This window comes from Streptomyces solincola, assembly GCF_002982015.1.
Classification (GTDB): Bacteria; Actinomycetota; Actinomycetes; order Streptomycetales; family Streptomycetaceae; genus Streptomyces; species Streptomyces solincola.
Genome location: NZ_PVLV01000328.1, coordinates 1 through 3810 on the forward strand (window position 1 = coordinate 1; position 3810 = coordinate 3810).

Sequence of the window (3810 nt, forward strand, 5' to 3'; positions counted from 1 at the left end):
GGGCGGGGGGAGGCGGGGGGGGGGGGGTACGGCCCCGCCCCCCCCACCGCCGGTCGGTGGGCGCCGGTCAGGGCGCCGGGGGCGGCAGCTCCTTCAGCCGGATGTTTCGGAAGGAGACCTGGTCGTCGGCGCCGTGGTTCTGTAGGCCGATGTGGCCGTCGCGCAGACTGCGGGCGGAGTCGGTGTTGGTGAAGTCGTTGATCTTCGCCCCGTTGAGGAAGACCTGGAGGCGTTCGCCCTGGACCCTGATCTCGTAGCTGTTCCACTGGCCCGGGGGCCTCAGGACCCGGTCGCGGGCCCTGAGGTCGGCGGACTTGGAGCCGTAGACCGCGCCGGTGGTGCGGTCTACGGCGTCGGTGGCGTCGATCTGGATCTCGTAGCCCTTGTTCACCGCGGACCAGGGGTTGTCGGAGGCGGGGAAGCCCACGAAGATCCCGGAGTTGTCGTCACCGGCGAGCTTCCAGTCGAGCGTGAGCGAGTAGGAGTCCAGCTCCTTGCCCTGGTACCAGAGCAGGCCCATGCCGCCCTCGGAGCGCAGTTCGCCGTCGGCGACGGTGAACCGGCCGGGTCCTGCCTGCTTCCAGCCGTTGGTGGTCTGGCCGTTGAAGAGGTCGCGGTAGCCGGTCTGCGGCCGGCAGTCGGCCTTGACCTGGCCGGCGGCGTAGCGCAGTCCGCCGAGCAGGTGCTGCCGGAAGGCCGGTTCGGCGTAGGACTCCGCGGTGTGCCCGCCGCCGGTGTAGAAGGCGCGGCCGCCCTGGTAGGTCTGGCACCAGGCGATCGGGTGGTCGCCCTTCATGGTGCCGCCCTGGTAGGTGGTCTCGTCGAGGCCGGCGAGGACGCGGGCCTGGCCGCGGGGGTTGGTGCGGTAGTCGTACCACTCGTCGGTGCGCTGCCAGGTGTCGCCGAGGTGGGCGGTGGCGGGGTGCTGGTGGTCCTCGACGCGGACGGTGGCCTGCTGGACGTGCGGGTGGGAGGCGAAGTGGGCGCCGACCAGGCCGCCGTAGAACTCCCAGTCGTACTCGGTGTCGGCGGCGGCGTGGACGCCGACGTATCCGCCGCCGGTGGCCACGTAGTTCTCGAAGGCCCGCTGCTGCTCGTCGTTCAGGACGTCGCCGGTGGTGGAGAGGAAGACGACGGCGTCGTAGCGGGCGAGGTTGGCGGTGGTGAACTGGGCGGCGGTCTCGGTGGCGTCCACCGTGATGTCGCTGCCCGCGCCCAGTTCCTTCAGGGCGGCGACGCCGGCCGGGATGGAGTCGTGCCGGTAGCCGGCGGTCCTGGAGAAGACCAGCACGCGCTTGGCGGCGCGGTCGGGCCGGGTGTTCGACAGCTCGAAGTCGTCCAGGTCGTAGAGGGCCCCGGCGCCGCCCCTGAAGACCAGGACCAGGGAGGTGGTCCTCTTCGGGACCGAGCGCAGCGGCACGTCCACGTCCTGGAAGGTCTCCCAGCTTCCGGTCACGGGCACGGGCGCGGAGCCGAGCAGCGTGCCGGCGGCGGAGCCGGCGCGGACCTCCAGGAAGCCTCCCGCGCCGCCGGAGGAGATCCGGGCGGTGAGCTGGGTGGAGCCGGTGAGGAGGTAGGGGCTGAAGGAGATCCAGTCGCCGTCGTCGATGTCGCCGACGGTCCGGCCGCCGTGGGCCGCGCCCTTCTCGTAGGTGCGCACGCCGGAGGAGGCCGTGTAGTGCTCGGCCTGCCGGTGGCGGGGCTGGAGCTGGGCCTGGTCGTGGCCGGTGAGCGCGGCCTGTCCGCCGCCTCCGCCGTCGGTGTACTCGGCGTCCAGCACGCCGAAGATGTTGGCGTTGGGGTCGTGGCCGCCGTCGGAGGAGGTCTTGATGGTGCCGGTGCAGCCGGTGGCGGAGGTGATCGGGTGCCCGTGGCTGTCGTGGCCGAGGACGTAGGTGACCTTGACCTTGGCGCAGTCGACGGCGCCGTCCTCGGGGTCGGTGACGGTCACCTTGAACGGGATGTCGTCGCCGAAGGAGAACAGGGTGCCGTCGCCGGGCAGGTCGAGGGTCACCTTGGGGGCGGTGTTGCCGACGGTGACGTGGACGGTGGCGGAGGCGGTGCGGCCGGTGGGGTCCGTGACGGTCAGCTCGGCGGTGTAGGAGCCGTTGCGGCGGTAGGTGTGCGTCGGGTCCGGCGCGGTGGAGGCGCCGCCGTCGCCGAAGTCCCAGGCGTAGGTCAGCTCGTCGCCGTCCGGGTCGCTGGTGCCGGCCGAGGAGAAGGCGACCTTCAGCGGGGCCTTGCCGGAGGTGCGGTTCGCGGCGGCCTCGGCGAGCGGGGAGCGCCCGCCGGTGGCGTTCTCGATGCGGTAGAGGCCGGAGTTCTCGTCGCCGCCGAACCAGGCGGTGCCGTAGTCCAGGACGTACAGCGCGCCGTCGGGGCCGAAGGCCATGTCCATCACCTGGGTGCCGGTCCAGGGCACCGGGTGGATGGACTGCACGGCGCCGTCCGGGCCGTGCTCGACACGCCGGATCCAGCGCCGGCCGAACTCGCCGGCGAAGAAGTCGCCGTCCCACGCCTCGGGGAACTTCACCGGGGAGGGGTTGTCCGGGTCGTAGCGGTAGACCGGGCCGCCCATCGGGGACTCCGACCCGGTGCCGAACTCCGGCACCGAGCCGCCGTCGTAGGGGATCCAGGCGGGCTCGGCCGGCGGCAGCTCGGTCAGTCCGGTGTTGTACGGGGAGGTGTTGCGCGGCGCGGCGCAGTCGAACGGCTCCCCCGCGACCTCGGTGGCGAAGTCGTAGTCGGTGTAGGCGTCGTTGTCGCCGGTGCAGAAGGGCCAGCCGAAGTTGCCGGGCCTGGTGACGCGGGCGAACTCGACCTGGCCGGCCGGGCCGCGCGACGGGTCGGCGGCGCCGGCGTCGGGCCCGTAGTCTCCGACGTACAGCACCCCGGTCTGCTGGTCGACGCTGAAGCGGAAGGGGTTGCGGAAGCCCATGGCGTAGATCTCGGGCCGGGTCCTGGCCGTCCCCGGGGCGAAGAGGTTGCCGGCGGGGACGGTGTACGAGCCGTCCTCGGCGACCTTGATGCGCAGGATCTTTCCCCGCAGGTCGTTGGTGTTGCCGGAGGTGCGGCGGGCGTCGAAGGCGGGGTTGCGGCCCGGGCGCGCGTCGATGGGGGTGAAGCCGTCGGAGGCGAACGGATTGGAGTCGTCGCCGGTGGAGAGGTAGAGGTTGCCCTGGGCGTCGAAGTCGATGTCGCCGCCGACGTGGCAGCACATGCCCCGGGTGGCGGGGACGTCCAGGACTTTCCTCTCGCTGGCGTTGTCCAGGGTGCCGTCGGCCTTCAGGGTGAAGCGGGAAAGGCGGTTGACGCCGTCGAAGCGGGCGAAGTCGGCGGCGGCGCCGTTCTCGGGGGCGTCGCCGGCGGGGGTGTCCAGCGGGGGCGCGTAGTAGAGGTAGACGGCCCGGTTGGCGGCGAAGTCCGGGTCGAGTGCGACGCCTTGCAGTCCCTCCTCGTCGTGGGAGTAGACCGGGACGCTGCCGACGACGCGGGTGTCGCCGCCGGCGTCGGTGATCCGCAGCGTGCCGTCCCGGGAGGTGTGCAGCACCGAGCGGTCCGGCATGACCGCCAGCGACATCGGCTCGCCGGTCTCCTCGCCGCCCTTGGCGAGGGTGACCTGCTGGAACTGCTCCTCTGCCGGGGCCGGGTGTCCCGGGTGTCCCGGGTGGCGGGCCGGGGCGGCGAGGCCCTGCGGGGCGCCGAGGGCGAGCGAGGTGACGGCGAGCAGGCCGCCGGTGAGGAGGGCGAGCGCGCGCCGCGCTCGGGTCCGTTTGCTGTGCACCAGGGGTCCTCCGTCAGGAAGGGCGT

General features: G+C 72.7%; 1 protein-coding gene. It reads right to left on the reverse strand.

What is annotated here, in order from left to right; all coding sequences use genetic code 11:
* Positions 1-67: 67 nt before the first annotated feature.
* On the reverse strand, positions 68-3784 hold the full coding sequence (locus tag C6N75_RS20640) for a ThuA domain-containing protein (protein WP_105870401.1): 3717 nt from the start codon (positions 3782-3784) through the stop codon (positions 68-70).
* Positions 3785-3810 lie beyond the last annotated feature (26 nt).